The sequence below is a fragment of the Paenibacillus senegalensis JC66 genome, from assembly GCF_000285515.1.
Lineage (GTDB): Bacteria > Bacillota > Bacilli > Paenibacillales > NBRC-103111 > Paenibacillus_L > Paenibacillus_L senegalensis.
This window is the reverse complement of sequence record NZ_HE610960.1, coordinates 201,091-217,816: the sequence shown is the minus strand read 5'-3', so window position 1 is coordinate 217,816 and position 16,726 is coordinate 201,091. Positions and strand designations below refer to the sequence as shown.

15 protein-coding genes are annotated in these 16,726 nt (G+C 48.3%); 10 read left to right on the top strand and 5 right to left on the bottom strand.

Annotation, left to right across the window (positions count from 1 at the left end):
- Nucleotides 1–21: 21 nt before the first annotated feature.
- The 3 genes from galE to PSHG_RS16535 all read left to right on the top strand — a co-directional run bounded on the left by galE (nucleotide 22) and on the right by PSHG_RS16535 (nucleotide 3,300).
- Entirely contained in the window at nucleotides 22–1,008 is a 987-nt protein-coding gene (gene galE, locus PSHG_RS16545) for a UDP-glucose 4-epimerase GalE (protein WP_010274835.1), read from the top strand.
- A 58-nt stretch (nucleotides 1,009–1,066) separates the two neighbouring features.
- Nucleotides 1,067–2,743, top strand: coding sequence for a UDP-glucose--hexose-1-phosphate uridylyltransferase (locus PSHG_RS16540; RefSeq protein WP_010274833.1), 1,677 nt, complete (start codon nucleotides 1,067–1,069; stop codon nucleotides 2,741–2,743).
- Nucleotides 2,744–2,913: 170 nt separating this feature from the next.
- On the top strand, nucleotides 2,914–3,300 hold the full coding sequence (locus PSHG_RS16535; RefSeq protein ID WP_010274831.1) for a DUF1499 domain-containing protein: 387 nt from the start codon (nucleotides 2,914–2,916) through the stop codon (nucleotides 3,298–3,300).
- A gap of 110 nt (nucleotides 3,301–3,410) precedes the next feature.
- Here the strand turns inward: PSHG_RS16535 and tpx are convergent, their stop codons facing one another.
- On the bottom strand, nucleotides 3,411–3,932 hold the full coding sequence (tpx, locus tag PSHG_RS16530; RefSeq protein WP_010274830.1) for a thiol peroxidase: 522 nt from the start codon (nucleotides 3,930–3,932) through the stop codon (nucleotides 3,411–3,413).
- Between the two features lie 153 nt (nucleotides 3,933–4,085).
- Here tpx and PSHG_RS16525 point away from each other — a divergent pair, with 153 nt between their 5' ends.
- Nucleotides 4,086–5,009 (top strand): LysR family transcriptional regulator, encoded by a 924-nt coding sequence (locus tag PSHG_RS16525; protein WP_042122182.1) that lies wholly within the window; start codon nucleotides 4,086–4,088, stop codon nucleotides 5,007–5,009.
- A gap of 95 nt (nucleotides 5,010–5,104) precedes the next feature.
- Here PSHG_RS16525 and PSHG_RS16520 read toward each other — a convergent pair whose 3' ends face one another.
- Entirely contained in the window at nucleotides 5,105–5,797 is a 693-nt protein-coding gene (locus tag PSHG_RS16520; protein WP_010274827.1) for a zinc metallopeptidase, read from the bottom strand.
- A gap of 26 nt (nucleotides 5,798–5,823) precedes the next feature.
- On the bottom strand, nucleotides 5,824–6,255 hold the full coding sequence (locus PSHG_RS16515; protein WP_010274825.1) for a MerR family transcriptional regulator: 432 nt from the start codon (nucleotides 6,253–6,255) through the stop codon (nucleotides 5,824–5,826).
- 331 nt (nucleotides 6,256–6,586) lie between these two features.
- Between PSHG_RS16515 and PSHG_RS16510 the strand changes: the two genes are divergently transcribed.
- The 3 genes from PSHG_RS16510 (at nucleotide 6,587) to PSHG_RS16500 (ending at nucleotide 9,884) form a co-directional block, all read left to right on the top strand.
- On the top strand, nucleotides 6,587–7,927 hold the full coding sequence (locus PSHG_RS16510) for an ammonium transporter (protein ID WP_085980216.1): 1,341 nt from the start codon (nucleotides 6,587–6,589) through the stop codon (nucleotides 7,925–7,927).
- A gap of 77 nt (nucleotides 7,928–8,004) precedes the next feature.
- The gene (locus PSHG_RS16505) at nucleotides 8,005–9,096 is read left to right on the top strand and encodes a DUF294 nucleotidyltransferase-like domain-containing protein (RefSeq protein ID WP_148497755.1); all 1,092 of its coding nucleotides are present in this window, start codon (nucleotides 8,005–8,007) and stop codon (nucleotides 9,094–9,096) included.
- A 44-nt stretch (nucleotides 9,097–9,140) separates the two neighbouring features.
- The gene (locus PSHG_RS16500) at nucleotides 9,141–9,884 is read left to right on the top strand and encodes an exonuclease domain-containing protein (protein ID WP_010274819.1); all 744 of its coding nucleotides are present in this window, start codon (nucleotides 9,141–9,143) and stop codon (nucleotides 9,882–9,884) included.
- A 238-nt stretch (nucleotides 9,885–10,122) separates the two neighbouring features.
- Here PSHG_RS16500 and PSHG_RS16495 read toward each other — a convergent pair whose 3' ends face one another.
- Complete coding sequence (locus tag PSHG_RS16495; RefSeq protein ID WP_010274816.1) at nucleotides 10,123–11,445, bottom strand: MFS transporter; 1,323 nt, start codon at nucleotides 11,443–11,445, stop codon at nucleotides 10,123–10,125.
- Between the two features lie 305 nt (nucleotides 11,446–11,750).
- On the opposite strand from PSHG_RS16495, the gene PSHG_RS16490 reads away from it, so the two are divergent.
- Nucleotides 11,751–12,284, top strand: coding sequence for a TlpA family protein disulfide reductase (locus PSHG_RS16490; RefSeq protein WP_010274814.1), 534 nt, complete (start codon nucleotides 11,751–11,753; stop codon nucleotides 12,282–12,284).
- Nucleotides 12,285–12,567: 283 nt separating this feature from the next.
- On the opposite strand, the gene cimA is transcribed toward PSHG_RS16490, so the two are convergent.
- Nucleotides 12,568–14,184 carry a citramalate synthase gene (gene cimA, locus PSHG_RS16485; RefSeq protein WP_010274812.1) on the bottom strand — a complete coding sequence of 539 codons (1,617 nt, stop codon included), beginning with the start codon at nucleotides 14,182–14,184 and terminating at the stop codon, nucleotides 12,568–12,570.
- A gap of 252 nt (nucleotides 14,185–14,436) precedes the next feature.
- On the opposite strand from cimA, the gene PSHG_RS16475 reads away from it, so the two are divergent.
- Nucleotides 14,437–15,735, top strand: coding sequence for a DNA polymerase IV (locus tag PSHG_RS16475; protein WP_026021422.1), 1,299 nt, complete (start codon nucleotides 14,437–14,439; stop codon nucleotides 15,733–15,735).
- Nucleotides 15,736–15,832: 97 nt separating this feature from the next.
- Nucleotides 15,833–16,075: a ferredoxin gene (locus PSHG_RS16470; RefSeq protein ID WP_010274809.1), complete on the top strand. Its 243-nt coding sequence runs from the start codon at nucleotides 15,833–15,835 to the stop codon at nucleotides 16,073–16,075.
- Nucleotides 16,076–16,726: the final 651 nt, after the last annotated feature.

The window sequence follows — 16,726 nt, the reverse complement described above, 5'->3', positions numbered from 1 at the left end:
TTTGTGGGAGGACTATGAAGAATGGCTATATTGGTTACTGGAGGGGCAGGTTATATCGGTTCACACACGGTAGCGGAGCTGCTGGATGCAGGGGAAGAGGTAGTTGTAGTTGACGACTTGCGCCAAGGACATGAGGCGGCCGTGCTGGGCGGCAGCTTGTATGTGGGAGATATTCGGGACGAGGCTTTTCTCGAGCAGGTCTTTACAGAGCAAAAGATCGAAGCCGTCATTCATTTTGCGGCCTATTCCCTGGTAGGAGAAAGCATGACGAACCCGGGCAAATATTATGATAACAACGTGCACGGGACACAGTGCTTATTGGATGTCATGAACAGGCATGGGGTCAAGAAAATCGTGTTTTCTTCCACTGCGGCGGTCTATGGAGAGCCTGTGAGAATTCCAATTGAAGAAAGCGATCCGACCATGCCGACCAACCCTTATGGCGAGACGAAGCTGACCATGGAACGGATGATGAAATGGTATGACCAGTCATACGGCATAAAGTATGTGTCGCTCCGGTATTTCAACGCGGCTGGAGCTCATCACAGCGGTACGATTGGCGAGGATCATAACCCGGAGACCCACCTCATCCCGCTGATTCTTCAAGTGCCGCTCGGACAACGCGAGCAGGTGTCAGTTTATGGCAGCGATTATCCGACGGAGGATGGAACCTGTATTCGAGACTACCTGCATGTGTCCGATCTCGCTGATGCGCATTTGCTGGCATTGAAGCGTCTGAGAGACGGACTGCCAAGCGCAGTCTATAATCTGGGAAGCGGGCAGGGCTTTTCCGTTAAGCAAATGATCGATGCAGCCAGACAAGTAACCGGACACCCGATACCTGCTGTCGATGTCCCCCGAAGGGAGGGAGATCCGGCAGTGCTTATCGCTTCCTCAGACAAAGCGAAGCGAGAGCTGGGCTGGGCCCCGAAGCGGGATCAATTGGAAGAGATCATTGCCTCTGCATGGAAGTGGCACCAGGCGCATCCGCAAGGATACGGCAAATAAATCAACCTTATTATGATGGTGATGTACAGTTAAGAGAAACTGAGGGGGGCTATCCTCTATGGGAGAACGTGATAGCATCACGGACAAATCTAGTCATATAGCCGAGGAATCGGGGGTTCTGGCTCATTCAGCGGAAAAGCTTGATTCGTCCGGGCATGGGCATATCCGGCAATTATTAGCGAGACTCGTAGCATATGGCTTCGTCAAAGGCATGTTGAAGCAAGCGGATGTTATTCCGGTTATGAATAGCTTATGCGAGCTGCTGATGGTGGAGGAGCCCTGCTTTCCTGATGCCGAAGATTGGGATTTGTTCAGCAAGGAATTTGCAGCGTTAGACAATCCGGGCCCGATTCTGCAGCCGATTCTCGATTATGCTGCGGAGCGCGGTCTTATGCCGGACGACACGGTGACTTACAGAGATCTGCTGGATGCCAAAATTATGGGTCTTCTCATGCCCAGAGCGTCTGAGGTGGAGAGAACATTCAGGGAGCTGGAGGAGGATAGAGGTCCGGAAGCAGCGGTGGAATGGTTTTTCCAATTATCCCAATCCTCGAATTATATTCGCATGGACCGGATTCGCCAGAATGACTACTGGCTCGTAGCTACGGAATTTGGCGATCTCGAAATCACCGTCAATTTATCCAAGCCGGAGAAGGACCCCAAAGATATTGAGAGGGAAAGAAACTTGCCTGCGGCCCATTATCCCAAATGCCTGCTTTGTGTGGAAAATGTAGGCTATCCCGGGCGGCTCAATCATCCGGCGCGACAAAATCACCGGGTGATACCGTTAACGCTGGCGGGTTCGCAATGGCATCTGCAGTATTCACCTTACGTATATTACCGGGAGCATTGCATTATACTCAACGATCAGCATGTGCCTATGAAAATCACCGATGATACATTTGAACGGTTGATGGATTTTGTGGAGCGGTTCCCGTTTTATTTTATCGGCTCTAATGCGGCACTGCCGATCGTGGGCGGGTCGATTCTCAGTCACGACCATTATCAGGGCGGGCGGCACCGGTTCGCGATGGAAAAAGCGGCGCGCGAAGAGCAGTACGCTCATTCTGACTATCCATCCGTACAGATTTATACTCTGCGCTGGCCCATGCCGGTAATCCGCCTAATAGGCGGCGACCGCAAAGCCGTCTCCGCGTTAGGGAAAAATCTGTTTGCTCTTTGGTCTAGTTATTCTGATCCGGATTGTGACATTGAAGCCTTTACTTCGGATGGACAGGGCAGCCAAATTCCGCATAATTCCGTCACCCCTGTCGTTCGCAAGAATCGGGAGGGGCTATGGGAGCTCGATCTCGTGCTGCGAAATAATCGCACTACCGAGGAGCATCCGACCGGATTGTTTCACCCGCACCGGCAGCATCATCACATTAAGAAAGAAAACATCGGCCTAATCGAAGTGATGGGACTTGCGGTACTGCCAGGCAGGTTAAAGCAGGAGATGGAGCTTATGTGCGAGTGGCTAACGAATAGCGCTGTGCGCAAGAACGGCTCTTTGGACGAGCGGCTGCAGCCCCATAAAGCGTGGATGGACGAATTATTGCTGCGTTACGGGGCCGAAATGAGCCGCGAAGAAGCGGTGGATTGTTTAAAAAAAGAGATTGGCTTCAAATACTTGGCTGTACTTGGCAATGCAGCTGTCTATAAACGGGATGAAAGCGGAAGAAGAGGGCTGTTGAGATTTATGGCCAAGGCAGGGTTTCAATTAAGCGCGAAGTAACAAAAGCCTCAAGCAGAAGCGTGTTCTGCTTGAAGAAGTACATCATCAGGAAAAGGCCTTGGAAGGGGTTTTCTCAAGTACCCTCTTTTTCTTCTGGTGAAAGAATGGTAAGATGAAGGAAAAGGATTGCTGTGCAGACCGTTAGGGTCACTTTGGGGGGGCAGGAAACTTTGTTGAAAAGAACATTGGTCGGAGTGATACGAAGTCATGAGCAAACAGGTGAAAAAGCTAGAGACCCTTTGTTGAAGACAAGGCATTACAGGCTTTCCAAGGATAAGCTGTGGGATGAGGTTGTCGGCGCATTGAAAAAGCTGAACGGTTACAAAATCCTTCACGAGGTTCCGAGTGTGGGGGAGATAGTCGTTGAGCGAAGAACCATTACCGGTCGACGTCAAGATATTACGCTGACTTTGTTTGCTATCACTCCTGTAAAGAGCGCCGTCGATATTTATTCCGCATCCCGAGGATCTCTTGGTGATTTGGGATCTAATTATCGGACGATCCTCGATATTTACAGTGCTTTGGACCGCAGACTTTCTGCATACAAAATTTCCTGAAGCAGGCCGTACGGATAGAGCAAGCCGCAGCCGGATAGACAAACTACAAAAAGCGAGGGAAGAGTGTTCCCCCGCTTTTTGTATGTCTCTCTCACGAGAGAGGGCCGTTATTACTTGACCAGCTTCTTGGTTGCTTCCAGTGCCGCTTCGTAATTAGGATGCTCGGTCATTTCCGACAGGTATTCTACGTACTGAATTTTGTTATCTGCGTCTACAACAAAGATCGAGCGCATGAGCAGCTGCAATTCCTTGATCAGCACTCCGTAATCTGTTCCGAAGGAGCGCTCCTTGTAGTCGGACAAAGTCACAACCTTGTCTACACCTGCGGCTCCGCACCAGCGGGCTTGGGCCATAGGAAGGTCTACGCTGACGGTCAGGACCACTACGTTATCGCCCAGTTCTCCAGCAGCTTCATTGAATTTGCGGGTTTGCTGATCGCACACGCCGGTGTCAAGAGAAGGAACTACGCTGATCAATTTTACTTTTCCGGCAAAATCGGATAAGGCGGCGGTTTCTACCAGGCTCTTGTTCAGCTTGAAATCAGGAGCTTGATCGCCAACTTTTAATTCAGGACCTAACAGAGTAATTGGATTGCCTTTCAATGTGGCAACATTGGTGCGTTCTTGTGCCATGGAATTTCCTCCTTTGTATTTAACCCGGTTAACGAGCATTATGTATAAAGCATTGCCTCTATATTATAATATGAGTAATCCTGACTTGTCCAATAAGGGCCAGGTGAAGGTTTTCCCTCTTCCGTGATGCCCAGAAGAAAGGAATCATGTCTTGTGGAGCTTCGACAATTGCAGTACTTTGTTAAAGTAGCTAAAAAACAGCATGTTACCCAGGCGGCTGAAGAGCTGCATGTTGCCCAATCGGCGGTCAGCCGGCAGATCAACCAGCTTGAGCAGGAACTGGGCGTTACTTTATTTGTGCAAAAAGGCAGAAATCTGCAAATCACACCGGCGGGTAAAATGTTCTTAACCCGTATTGAGTCCGTTATGAACGATTTGGAGCGGGCGGTATCGGAGGTTCAGCAATTTTTAGATCCGACCAAGGGCGAAGTTCGAATCGGCTTTCCACACAGCCTCGGCATTATTCTGCTGCCGACACTCATTGCAAAATTTAGAGAGAAATATCCTGAGGTCAAGTTTCGTTTGAAGCAGGGGACCTATAGTCATTTAATCCGCGATATCGTGAACGGTGAGCTCGACCTTTCTTTTATTTCCCCTCTGCCTGACAGCAGCACTTATGTAGAAGGAGAGCTCCTAATGACGGAGGAGCTGTACGGAATTTTGCCCAAGGAGCATAAGCTGGCCGGGGAAGAGAGCGTTCCATTGAAAGAATTGAAGGATGAGTCCTTTGTCATGTTCAGCGATGCGTACTCCTTGAGAACGATCGTTATTGCCGCATGCAAATCAGCCGGCTTTATTCCGGTAATCGGTTTCGAAGGGGAAGAGACGGATACTATTCGCGGTCTTGTAGCGGCAGGGCTCGGCGTCAGTCTTATTCCGGAGATGGCGCTTATGGAAACCTCACAGCTGCAGCCGGTTAAGTTAAGAATTACAGATCCGGTAGTCACGCGGACGATCGGCCTCATCCGGCGAAAAAATGAAAAACTGCCGCCTGTATCGGACGTGTTCCGCCGGTTCCTGCTGGACTATTTCAAGACGGAGAGCGGCAGCTGCTACGGTGCCTCCAGGTTTTTCTAATGTCAACAAGGACGCGGGCACCAATATCTGATAACTAATAACAAGGACCGTCCCCGGTAAGGACGATCCTTTTTTTATGCTCAAAGCGGTTAGATTTAATTGTTTCGATTCGAGAAAATCGCTATATACTTCACCAGCTCCAGGACGGCTATCAATGTGGCGGCTACATAAGTCATAGCGGCCGCATTCAGCACCTTGGCTACGCCTGTTTCTTCATCATTGGTGATGAATCCCTCGGCCACCATCAGGTTGCGGGCCCTGCTGCTGGCGTTGAACTCTACAGGCAGGGTCACGATTTGAAACAATACGGCTGCAGAGAAGAATATGATTCCGAGCAGCAGCAATTGATTGAACTGTTGAAAGATCAGCCCGGCAATGATCAGCAATGGGGCTATTCTGGAACTAAGGTTGACAACTGGAAACATTTTATGTCTGGCTACGAGCATCGGGTAGCTTTCTTTGTGCTGGATTGCGTGTCCTACTTCGTGGCAGGCAACGGAAACGGCCGATATGGACGACTCGTAATAAACCGGCTCGGACAAACGAACTACCCGGTTGATCGGGTCGTAATGGTCAGTAAGCGCGCCGCGGACCGGCTCGATAGGTATATCATGCAGGCCGTTGTTGTCCAGCAGTCTGCGCGCCGCCTCATAGCCCGTCAAGCCGTAATTGGTGCGAACCTGGGCCCACTTGTTAAATGTGCTCTTGACGCGGAAGGATGCCAGGATAGACAGTCCAAATGCAGCCAAAATCAGCAGGTCCCATGGATAATAGAAAGGAAATATCATATACACTCCCCCTTATAAGGAATGAATTACAGAAGAGGACCTTTGCCGAGAAATAGCAACAGCGCCTCTATACATGCTGCACTTTGCGGAGTGAGCAGCTTATAAAGCTTCCTCGCCTGTTGAGGCTTCATCTGCTCGAGGAGAGGACTGAGTTCTTTGACCTCTTTCTCAAGCTGCTGCATTTGCAGCTGCACAGATGCTAATTTGTCGGTAACGTCCTCATTCTTGCTAACTTTACTCAACAAATCCAAACTGCTTTTAATTTCTTCTAACGTATATTTCTCTTTTTTCATCATTTCAATACGTTTCAAGCGCTGCAACGTTTCATCATCATAATAGCGGTAATTGCTGGAACTACGCTTTACCGGGGTCAGCAGACCGATCTTGGTATAGTAATCTATTGTTCGATGACTTAAGCTCGCCAACCTGGCAACCTCACCTATGCGATAAAGCTTCATATCCCCATTCTATGATTCCCTCCACTTCTTCTAGCTAGTATATTAGCCCAATAATACTGTACAAAAGACCATACAGTCAAACGTATTGCTTTGTTGAAAACGCTGTCAATTTTGGAGAAAAGGCGAACTTTTATTGAAAAACAAAATTGTTCATGTAAGGTTTGTTGACTTAATGTAAATAAATTTTTCGATATCGAAAAAAATAATTGTCAAAACAGCCATTCCCATATATAATGACATAAAGGTTTTCCTTATATGTAATGAAATATAACATTAAATGAAGGAGATGATGGGGTTGTCTAAAAAGCTTGCAGGTTTAATCTTTGCAGGAATGCTATTCCCTGCCGTTGCGAATGCGGCAGAAGGAGCATCGGCGGCTGAATTAACAGCAGGACTGAATTCTCTATGGGTCCTGATAGGGGCTGTGCTGGTCATTTTCATGCAGGCAGGATTCGCCATGCTGGAAGCGGGATCCTCGCGGATGAAGAATGCCGGACACATTGCCGGGAAAACAGTCTTGTCTTTCGGAGTAGCCGTCATCGCCTTCTGGGCACTAGGCTTTGGATTTGCCTTCGGGAACGGAAACAGCTTCTTTGGAACGACAGGATTCTTTGTTAATGGTACAGCTGAACAAGCAGCAGCTTCCTTTGATTCGTTAGCCGGAGACATTCCTATCTCGATTTTGTTCCTCTTTCACCTCGCCTTCGCAGGTGTTTCCCTGGCGATTGCCGGAGGCGGCTTTGCAGAAAGAGCCAAGCTTAGCGTTTATGTAATTTTCGGTTTTCTTTTTACCGTTATTATTTATCCGGTTGTTGCTCACTGGGTGTGGGGCGGCGGTTGGCTGGGAGAGCTCGGTAAGCAGGACTTTGCGGGCTCCACCGTTGTGCACTTGACCGGTGCCACTGCTGCATTGGTGGCCACCTTAATGCTCAAGCCTCGTTTGGGCCGCTTTAACAAAGACCGCACGCCTAATGCTATTCTCGGACATAACCAGGTGTTTTCCGTACTAGGAGTATTGATCATCTGGATCGGCTGGTTTGGCTTTAACCCGGCCAGTACATTAAGCGCGTTAGATGATGGCTTTTTCGGATTTGTAGCCTTTAATACAGTGCTGGCGGCAGCAGCCGGGGCATTGGCGGCGATGCTGATCTCCTGGATGGCTCTAGGCAAAGGAGACATTACGAGTCTGCTGAACGGTGTGCTTGCTGCATTGGTTGCAATTACGGCATCGTGTGCTTTTGTTGATGCATGGGCTGCAGTAGTGATCGGTGCGGTTGCTGGAATTGTCGGCTTCTTATGCTCTCAATGGTTTGAGAAAATGGGGATTGACGATCCGATCTACGCGGTATCTGTCCATGGCGTAGCCGGGATTTGGGGTACGCTTTCTACAGGATTCTTTGCTACTCCTGAGCTGGCTGCTGCAAATGGCGGCGAAGCCGGTCTGTTCTATGGCGGCGGATTTCATCAATTAGGCGTGCAGGCGCTCGGAGTTGCCGGCACGATTGTATTTGTCGCTGTATTGTCGTTCATTATTCTGTATGCTATTAAGGTAACGACCGGACTGAGAGTTACGGAAGAAGAAGAAACAGTCGGTTTGGATCTTAGCGAGCACGGCGTCTACGGTTACCCGGAGCAGATGAAGCAAGCCAGCGACCGAGGAGCTGTTTTATAAGGCGTAATACCTGTCGGGCAGCAGCCTCCTTGGTTTATAGCAAGAAGCACCTATTTTTAGAAATTGGGGGAAGGAAGGTGCTGTTGTCAATGCAGAGGTTCATGAGAATGATTCATTCCAAAATTATTCAAGCCGGAAGTTATGAAGAGCTTGCAGCTATTAGGGATGATTGGACCAAACAAATTCAGCAGTCTCGGCTTGCCGAACATCCTCTTGCATGGAACGAGCATCTCAACGAAGTCCATGACTCGATTATCCGCAGAACCCTCTTTCTTTCCGAGAGCAAGCTCTTGGAAAAGGGAGAAGGGTTCGCTCCCTGTTCGTATGCCTATATTTTGTTTGGGAGCGGGGGAAGAAAAGAACAGACCTTGTGGAGCGATCAGGACAGCGGACTGGTATACGCACCTGCGGAAGAGGATAAGGAAAGGGCGGAACACTATTTTGCTTCCTTCGCGGAGAAGGTGACGGAGGGGCTGGAAACGGCCGGGTATCCGCCTTGTGACGGCAAGGTCATCAGCAGCAATGCTTTTTGGCGGCGAACGATTGGCGAGTGGCGGCAGCAGCTGGAGCAGTGGACTCAAAATTCCGACTGGGAGGCCAATCGCTATTTATTAATCTTTGCCGATATGCGCTGTGTATACGGTGACAGCTTTCTGACCGAGAGTTTGCGGAAATTTTTTTATCAGCTGCTGAATAACCGTCCCTCGCTATTGCAAGGACTTGTTAATAATACGCTGCATCGCAAGGTGGCTACAGGCTTTTTCGGTCAATTAATTCGCGAAAAATATGGGCATGAGGCGGGAAGCGTGGATGTCAAGTACGGTACATATATTCCGCTAGTAAATGGCGTGCGCTTGCTGGCCCTGCTCCAAAACTCCAAAGAGACAGCTACATTGGCCAGGCTGAACACATTAAAGTCAAGTCAATTGCTGTCCCCCGCGCTGGCGGATGAATTGCAGGACGCCTTTCAATTGACGCTGAAGCACCGTTCAATCTCCACAGGTTTTATTGCAGAGGGCTATTACAGCACTAGCGGAAAGGTTCCGCCTCGCATGCTGACTAAATCGGTGCGCAAGGAAATTAAGATAGCGGTAAAAGCGGGCAAGCAGCTGCAGCAGCAGGTGGAGTCTGTGATCAAAGCTTTTGAAAATGGCCGCATTTCCGTTTAATTGCAATCAGTTGAACTGATCTATGGTAAAGGGGGACAAAGCCGATGAAGGATATGGGCGCCTCTGGCAAGCTGTGGCATCTTTACCGTATGGGAGGAATTACTCCGGTGATTGCTTCCTTGTTCAATTCACAAAATGCCCAGCAAATCGCGTTTATTCGTTCGGTGATGAAGGATCAGCGTAAAGAATCTCTGCTTCGAATGAAGCTCAAAAGCTTGAATGGCGTTGTGTTTGACTTGGAGACGACCGGCTTTTCACCTTATGGCGGGGATGAAATTTTATCGATCGGAGCCGTTGCGGTGGAGGGAGAGAGAGTTAACGAGCAGGAGACTTTCTATACGCTGGTCAAACCGAAAAAGCGAATTCCCGAAGAGGTTAAAGAGCTTACCGGCATTAATGACGATATGGGAAAAGAAGCGCCTGAGCTGCTGGAAGGCTTGCGAAATTTCTTGCACTTTGTTAATTCGAGAGTGCTGCTGGCTCACGGTACTGGACATGATAAGCGGTTTCTGGACAGCGCCTTGTGGAGGACGTCGCGCACTCATCTTCGACATCCTATGCTGGATACCATGATGGTTGCGAAATGGTTGAATCCGGATATTCGAGACTATTCCTTGGATCATTTGCTTGATCGCTATGAAATCGAGATCGGCCGCAGACATGATGCGCTTGAGGATTCATTAATGACGGCTCAGCTGTGGTCAAAGCTAAGCCGTCAGCTCCAGAATATTCAGATCCACACCATTGGTGAATTGTTTGAGCGTATGAGCCGCATGACGCAGGTTTGAGCTTTTTGTTGCAATGCTGGATTCACGTTTTTGATTATATCGGTGTATCGCGCCGGCATGGTAAAGCAAATTACAGTTTCCTACGACGGATTACCTGTGCTTTGCTTTAGATGCCGGTTTTTTTGAACTTATAGCCAGAATTTTTTGTTGGCCAAAATTAATGATTTTTCGGGGTTCCCGCAAAATGTCTGATTAAGCTTCGAAGCAAAAACCACGCTTGGTATGGTTATCTTGCTATCTAGCTCACTTTGGCGGGCGGCTTGATCAGGAAAAACACAAGTACAAGTGTTACAAGGGAAAGACTGGATACTGTAATGAAGACAAGACTATCCGATTTGGCCATCAGCCAGCCGAATAACGGTGGACCAAAGGCTACCCCTAAAAAACGAAGGCTGTTATAAATCGATGTAATCATACCGCGCTCGGAGCTGTCCACCGAACCGGTAATCATACTGTTAAGGCAGGGCAAAACCAGGCCGGTGCCGATGCTGCCGAAGGTCAGCAGCCCAATTAATACATAAATTTGGTTGTAAAAAAAGATGGCCAGCGCCAAAGAGACGGTGAGCATCAGCAGGCCAATGTTCATCAGCCAGCGCATAAGTATTCCGTTCTTTTTAATCAAGCTGCCTGTTGTGTAGGAAGTAATAACCATCCCTAGAAGCGGAATTGCCAGAATCAAGCCTTTTGGCACCCCTTCAATGAAGTAAGGCTCCTCTTCGAGTATATTTGATAAGTAAAATAACACGCCGAATAAAATAAAGAGAGCAAGCGAGCCTGCAAAAAAAGACGTAATCAGCCACCTTGCTTTTTCTTTAAGTATGCCCCCGATAGTTCCCATATACGTGGTGAATTTAGGGGGTTCCTTGTCTTTTTTGGGCTCTTTGATCCAGGCCCAGACGGCAATGAGCGAGATAAGACAAAACACGGGAAAAGCGAAAAAGACCGAATACCAAACGATTAAGGCCAGCAAAGACCCGAGAATCGGACTTAGCACTTTCCCGGTCCCGTTGGCTGCCTCGGTTAATCCGAGCACCTTGCTTTGCGCCCCTCCTTTGTACATATCTCCTACGAGGGCCATGGCGATCGGTGCTGTTCCGGCACCGCCTATTCCTTGCAGCGCCCGGGCCCAAATGACAACTGCATAGGAGCCCCAAATAGCACCGAAGCCTGCAAGAATTCCGGCGGCTCCGTACACAATCAGAGCAGGGATAAGAATCGCTTTGCGGGAGAAGCGGTCAGACAAATATCCGGCGAAGGGAATGACAATCCCTGCAGCCAATGAAAATAACGTAATGACAAGACTGCTTTGAAACTGGCTGATGCCAAGAGATCTCTGCAGCTCGGGAAGGACAGGCACAAGCATGGAATTGCCGAATACGAGCACCATAGGGATGCTGGCGATGGCGAAATACTCCTTGAACGAACCTTTCCCTGCTTTATCGCCGGCTCCGGCCGATTCATCAGAGGAATCGTGTTCGTCGGCAGACTCGTCCATTTCCGCGGGAGGAGCAATCGCGCTTTCGAATATAACATCCAGCTTGCTTGACTTTGTTTTTTCCATTCGGTTTTTCCTCCGCTGAGAAGTTTTTACTTCATACATGTTGGTTCATGGGTTGTTTTGTTGCATGGATGTTTGGTTCATGTGTTGTTTGCTCATACTTTGCCCGATCTTTCCCTCATTCATTCCTTGGAAGGGAAAGGGTAAGCAGGAACAGGGCATGCGGCAGTGGCTCATTAAAATTCATGGGATGTTCAGAAAAGGATTTGGATTTCGACACCTTCAACCGCTATTATTAAGATAAGAACTTTGCGGGTTCATACGAATGTGTCAGGATTGCGATTCACTGAGGGAGAGGACGCTTGACCATGAAGAGAAATATACTAGTGCTGGCTGTTGTTCTGGTGTTTGTAGGCATAAGCATCTACAATCATATACAGGCGCAAGAGGAGTTAATTGAAATGCCCTCGGATACCGCTCCAAAAGTGGATCATTGGGCTCCTTCCTTCGAGCTTGAGGCAATGGACGGGGAAGTTTATAAAGTCGGTGGCGAGAAGGATAAGCCCATTCTGCTTAATTTTTGGGCATCCTGGTGTGGTCCTTGCGAGCTTGAAGCGCCCGATTTTAAAAAGCTGTTCGAGCAGTACGGAGACGAAATGGACTTGTATGCGGTCAATTTGACGCAGACAGACCGCATGGCGAATATCGAGGAATTTGTCGGGCGACACCAGCTACCGTTTCCCATTCTTCTCGATAAGGATGGACAAATTAAAGATTTATATCAGGTTCACTTCATCCCCTCAACGTACCTTATTGATCGCCATGGGATTGTTATAGACATATTTCATACTCTTGAGCTAAAGGAATTGGAGAAGAGAGTAAAGAGATTGATTAGACGCTGATGGACACAAGCGTGAACGCTCCGGGGTTATCCAGCAGGATACTAAAAGTTGATTGATATGAGCATACAACCAAGTATAGATGCTCTGACCAAAAATAAATGCGCTGATATGGTAAGCCATCAAAGCCAGCTGATATGCAAGGCGAGAATTATGCAATAGTTGAGCCGGCGGTCTTGTCTTGCATCATCAAGAAGAGGCAGTCATCACAAATCGCTGCGGGCGACCCGTGATGACTGCCTCTTTATGACTATATGATACCAAGCGCAGAATGGTACTTAATGGCTTAATGGTTGATAATACCAAGCCGTTCCGGGGCGGCAGTATGTGTCTCGACACGTGTGCGTCCGATTAAGGCATAGCGCATACTGTCAATCAGCGCTTCCCAGCTGGCTTCAATGATGTTCTCGGAGACCCCGATGGTACTCCATTTATTATTGGAATCGGTCGATTCGATCAAGACGCGTACTTTGCCGGCAGTTGCGTCCTTTTCATTAATTACCCTTACTTTGTAATCAGACAAGTGCATGGAGCGGATATCGGGATAATACTGCTCCAGCGCTTTTCTTAAGGCGTTGTCCAAGGCGTTAACCGGACCATTGCCCTCTGCGGCCATATACACGGTGTCTCCATGCATATTCAGCTTAACAATGGCTTCAGAGGTAACCTTGCGGTTTGCGCTTTTTTCGACCAGTATTTTGAACGATTCCAGTGTGAAAATCTCTTCAAGCTCGCCGAATTGCTGACGAAGCAGCAGCTCGAGGGAGGCGTCGGCACCTTCGAACTGATAGCCCTGATGCTCCAGCAGCTTGATCTGGTCAATAACCTCTTTAGTTTTTTCCGGGTTTTTCTCAACGTCCAGCTGCAGTTCTTCGATCTTGAACAGCAGGTTGCTTTGCCCGGAAAGCTCAGATACAAGCACCCGCTGCTTGTTGCCGACCAGCTCAGGCACGATATGCTCATAAGTTTTAGGATCCTTCATGATGGCCGAAACATGAATCCCGCCCTTATGAGCAAAGGCAGCATTGCCGACATAAGGCTGGTTGACCGGCATGTTAACGTTGGCAATCTCGCTGACATAGCGGGCCGTTGTCGTTAGCTGCTGCAGCTGCTCATCAGAGATGCAGCGATAGTTGAGCTTTAGCTGCAGATTAGGAATGACGGAGCAAAGGTTTGTATTTCCGCAGCGCTCGCCGTAACCATTAATCGTTCCTTGAATTTGTCTGGCTCCTGCTTCTACTGCAGCTAATGTATTGGCGACAGCCAGCTCGCAGTCATTGTGAGTATGAATACCTAGTGGAGTCGTAATCGATTGCTTGACCGCATGGATCGTCTGCGATATTTCGCCAGGCAGTGTACCGCCGTTAGTATCGCATAGGACAATCCAGTCAGCGCCTGCTTCCTGCACTTTAGACAATACTGCTAAAGCGTACTCGGCATTATTCTTGAAGCCGTCAAAGAAATGCTCGGCATCAAAGCTCACCTCAAGCCCCTTTTGCTTCAGATAGCGGATGGAGTCCGAGATCATTGCCAAATTTTCCTCCAGTGATGTTTGCAGTGCTGTAGTCACATGGAAATCCCACGATTTCCCTACTATGGAGGCGACCTTGACTCCGGAGTCAATGATCCGGTTTAAACTCATATCATGTTCGGCTACCGAATGCTTTCGCCTCGTACTGCCGAATGCTGTAATTTTGGATTGGAAATCATACTGCTTCACTCGTTTGAAAAATTCCATGTCCTTGCTGTTGCTGCCCGGGTGACCGCCTTCAATATAATGAACCCCCAAAGCATTCAGTCTCAAGGCAATCTTGAACTTGTCTTCGGCTGAAAGGCTGACTCCTTCACCTTGAGTTCCGTCTCTCAATGTCGTATCGAAGACAAAGATATCGTTCGATGCCATTTGCACCCTCCTTGTCTTGGCAAACCAAAGCTATAATTACCTATTATATCACCAACTGTTTAGCGAGGACAGCCTTAATCACAATTTGCCCATGCGATGTCTTGACCGCTTCTTATGAGGAAGGTATGCTGGTAGTGTTTAATCCTATGGAGGTGCTTATCATGTCTGATAAACGGACCCTGACGCGGCTGACGGTTGATATTCCTAAGCCGCATTCAAGCGATAAAGTAAAAATCGAATGCCTTATTGACTATGAAACAGGCCAGGGATAGTTATCCGTCAAAAGGCAGAGTCATCCTCCATGTGGATATGAACGCTTTTTATTGCTCGGTCCATCAGGCAGCAGAACCGGAAAAATATGCGGATAAAGCTATTGCCGTCGCTGGCAGTGTGGAGCTGCGCAAAGGCATCGTTGTGACCTCCTCCTATGAAGCTAGAAAAAAAGGGGTCAAGACCGGCATGCTGGTCAGCCAAGCTCTGAGAGTATGTCCGGAATTAGTGCTTATCCGCCCGGATTTTGATCTGTACCGACAGTTCTCCCGCAGATTCATTAAGCTCGCTTACAGCTACTCTCCTCTTGTGGAGACTATGTCCATAGATGAATGCTATGTTGATATTACGGGGTCTCATCAATTCGGAACCCCGCTGGAGATTGCAACTCACCTGCAGGACCGGATTGCCCGGGAGCTCTCTCTACCGTGCTCGATCGGCATTGCGCCTAATAAATTGCTGGCCAAGATGGCATCGGATATGAAGAAGCCGAATGGCATTACGATCTTACGCTTGCGTGATGTTCCCGGAGTGCTGTGGCCCAGGCCGTGCAAGGAGTTGTTTGGGATCGGGTCGAAAACAGCGGCCAAGCTCAGCAAACTTAATATCCGAACCATTGGTGAGCTGGCTCATACACCGGAGGATTTCCTGATTAAAGAATTTGGGGTGTGGGGCAGTTGGCTGCATATGGCGGCTAACGGAATTGACCGTTCTCCAGTCAATCCGGAGAAGGAACAGAGCAAATCGGTCGGTCATACGACGACGCTTCCCTATAATTATACGGAGCTTGATGACATTAAGCGGGTGTTTCTGAATTTGGCTGACCAGACGTCTCGTAGATTGCGAAGGCAGGGTCTGATCTGTTCCACCGTGCAAATTGTTATACGTGATCCGGACATGAAGACCATCACTCGTGCCCTTACGCTGTCCCGGCCTACGCAAGATCCCCGTGAGATTCATCAGCATGCTTGCAAGCTGTTTGAGCATCATTGGCCTTTGGGGAAGCCTGTTCGTTTGCTCGGGATAACTCTGCAGAACCTAAAGCCCAGGGATCAAGCTCCTATTCAATTAGATTTATTTGAGGTCGAAGAGTTTGGCCGCAAGGAACAGCTCATTCGCGCCATGGACGAAATACGCGATAAGTTTGGCGATGAAGCGCTGCTTACAGCAGGGATGCTGGGCAATGACCCTTCTGCGCTGATCCGCAATCATAAAATACGCGGCACTTCCCTGCAAACCGACTTTTTAAGAGACCGGAACCATGAGGATGGACAGGAATAAACACCCTGTTTAGGAATAGGAATGTCCATTGATGTTTGCTTACTTTTATATTATAGTTTATTCTTGAGCAATTCATTGGAAGGGGAATAGATGGTTCATGGCAAAATATACTTGGGTTGAAAAAGATACTTGCATCGCTTGCGGTGCATGCGGAGCCACGGCTCCAGATATTTACGATTACGACGACGAAGGTCTCGCTGAGGTTATCTATGAGGATGACCAGAATACAGGGAATACTGAAATTCCGGAAGAGCTGTATGATGATCTTCAGGATGCTCAGGACGGCTGTCCTACAGATTCCATTAAAGTAGCTGACGAGCCTTTCAATAAGGAAGGCTAATCCTTATAATAGACGCTTAGGATAGGAGGTTAGCTTTGGTTGATCTGCATTGGCTAAAGCTAATCTTCTATTATCTCATAAGTACGAAATCGCATGAATAAGCGCGAAGAAGGAAACGAAGTGAGCATGACAGAAACGGTCGACGAACATGAATTTGTTTGTCGGCCGTTTTTCTCTTAGATCGATTCGAAAGTCGGACTATTTTCCTATTTGGGCTTTCAACCGTTACTTATTTCATAGCTTTCTTATACGAAGCGCAGGTTATCGCTTTCGCAGATTTTGCAAAACTATTTTCCGGGAAATAAACAGCAATTGGAAGATAGTGAATCAGCTTAAAAATCTGGTCATAAGGAACTATTTGTCGTTTTGGGACTCTCTGCCTGGCAGCTCGTATCCGATATATTGAACATGGACCCTGTCCTGCACAGAAAATAGCTGTGAAGAATCGGGGGATTAACCCGCCAAGGAACGTGTTGTTCAGGAGGATAGAACGATATGAATGAGCCGAATCAAGGAAATGAACGATCTTCTAAAAAGCTGCGGCTTGAATCATTGTCCACAGACCGAAAGTCTGTAACCATGGATAAGGGGCATAAAAAAGCCAAAGAGTCCGAATTGACTGCGGATCTGGGTGAGGATACTCCGCATTAT

Excerpts from the sequence above, each read along its gene's own strand:
- galE (WP_010274835.1), top strand. The coding sequence starts at position 22 with ATGGCTATATTGGTTACTGGAGGGGCAGGTTATATCGGTTCACACACG.
- PSHG_RS16540 (WP_010274833.1), top strand. The coding sequence starts at position 1,067 with ATGGGAGAACGTGATAGCATCACGGACAAATCTAGTCATATAGCCGAG.
- tpx (WP_010274830.1), bottom strand. The coding sequence starts at position 3,932 with ATGGCACAAGAACGCACCAATGTTGCCACATTGAAAGGCAATCCAATT.
- PSHG_RS16520 (WP_010274827.1), bottom strand. The coding sequence starts at position 5,797 with ATGATATTTCCTTTCTATTATCCATGGGACCTGCTGATTTTGGCTGCA.
- PSHG_RS16515 (WP_010274825.1), bottom strand. The coding sequence starts at position 6,255 with ATGAAGCTTTATCGCATAGGTGAGGTTGCCAGGTTGGCGAGCTTAAGT.
- PSHG_RS16510 (WP_085980216.1), top strand. The coding sequence starts at position 6,587 with ATGCTATTCCCTGCCGTTGCGAATGCGGCAGAAGGAGCATCGGCGGCT.
- PSHG_RS16500 (WP_010274819.1), top strand. The coding sequence starts at position 9,141 with ATGAAGGATATGGGCGCCTCTGGCAAGCTGTGGCATCTTTACCGTATG.
- PSHG_RS16495 (WP_010274816.1), bottom strand. The coding sequence starts at position 11,445 with ATGGAAAAAACAAAGTCAAGCAAGCTGGATGTTATATTCGAAAGCGCG.
- PSHG_RS16490 (WP_010274814.1), top strand. The coding sequence starts at position 11,751 with ATGAAGAGAAATATACTAGTGCTGGCTGTTGTTCTGGTGTTTGTAGGC.
- cimA (WP_010274812.1), bottom strand. The coding sequence starts at position 14,184 with ATGGCATCGAACGATATCTTTGTCTTCGATACGACATTGAGAGACGGA.
- PSHG_RS16475 (WP_026021422.1), top strand. The coding sequence starts at position 14,437 with ATGAAACAGGCCAGGGATAGTTATCCGTCAAAAGGCAGAGTCATCCTC.
- PSHG_RS16470 (WP_010274809.1), top strand. The coding sequence starts at position 15,833 with ATGGCAAAATATACTTGGGTTGAAAAAGATACTTGCATCGCTTGCGGT.